Annotated in this window: 2 protein-coding genes; both read left to right on the plus strand. The window is 74.3% G+C overall.

The window, feature by feature from the left end:
- Positions 1-126 precede the first annotated feature (126 nt).
- Entirely contained in the window at positions 127-525 is a 399-nt protein-coding gene (locus AC27IQ_RS25560; RefSeq protein ID WP_487091304.1) for a VOC family protein, read from the plus strand.
- A gap of 13 nt (positions 526-538) precedes the next feature.
- Positions 539-1,046 (plus strand): GyrI-like domain-containing protein (locus tag AC27IQ_RS25565; protein WP_487091305.1); only part of this gene is annotated, 508 nt, incomplete at its 3' end.

Consider the following 1,046-nt stretch of genomic DNA (forward strand, 5'->3'; position numbering starts at 1 on the left):
AACCCCCGGCCGAGCCCGCCGCCTGAGCCGCGCGCCGGGCCGGCGCAGCCTCCTGACACGACGCTGTCAGGAGGGCCCCCGCACCATGGCGTCCTTCGCAACAACGACCGAAAGGACCCATCCGCCATGACCTCTTCTGCCCCCGCCTCTTCCGTTTCCGCCATCAGCTGGTTCGAGATCCCCTGCGCCGACCTCGGCCGCGCCCAGGCCTTCTACGAACAGGTGCTGGGCCGGCCCATGCAACGCCAGACGATGGGCGGCGATCCGCTGGCCGTCTTCGCCTACGACCGGCCGGCCACCGGCGGCTGCCTCATCGAAGGCCCGAGCCGCCGCGTGGCGCCCGATGCCGGCGTGCGCATCTACCTCGACTGCGCCCCGGGCCTGGACGCCGCCGTCGAGCGCATCGCCCCGGCGGGCGGGCGCGTGATCGATGCCTGCATCGAGCTGCCGAACGGCATCGGCTTCATCGCGCACCTGTGCGACACCGAGGGCAACACCGTCGGCCTGCACGCCATGGCGCGCTGAAGGGGCGGGCCGCATGACCCCCACCCTGGAAACCTTCGGCGCCTTCACCGTCGCCGGCATCGCCACGCGCACCTGCAACCGCCAGGAGCGCGACCCTGCCCAGGCCCGCATCGGCCCGCTGTGGCAGCGGTTCGCCGCCGAGGGCGTGGCCCAGCGGGTGCAGCAGCCCGGCCTGGCGCCGCCCCGCGTGATGGGCGTGTACAGCCGGTATGCGTCGGATCACGATGGCGAATTCGACGTGCTCGCGGGCGTGGCCCTGGACGGCCCCGGCCCCGGCCCCGGCGCCGCGCCGGGTGTGGAGCGCGTGCAGGTGCCGGCTGGCCTCTACCTCGTGTTCCCGCCGGCAGGGCGCGCTGCCGCAGGCCGTGATCGACACCTGGGGGCGCGGTGTGGGCGCACTTCGGGCAGCACCCCGTGCCGCGCCGCCGCTTCGACGCGATTTCGAGGCCTACGAAGGCCCCGACCAGGTGGCCGTCTGCATCGGCGTGCAGGGCTGACGCGCCTGTGCGGGGCAGGGCACA

This window comes from Acidovorax sp. KPB24-07, from assembly GCF_057543315.1.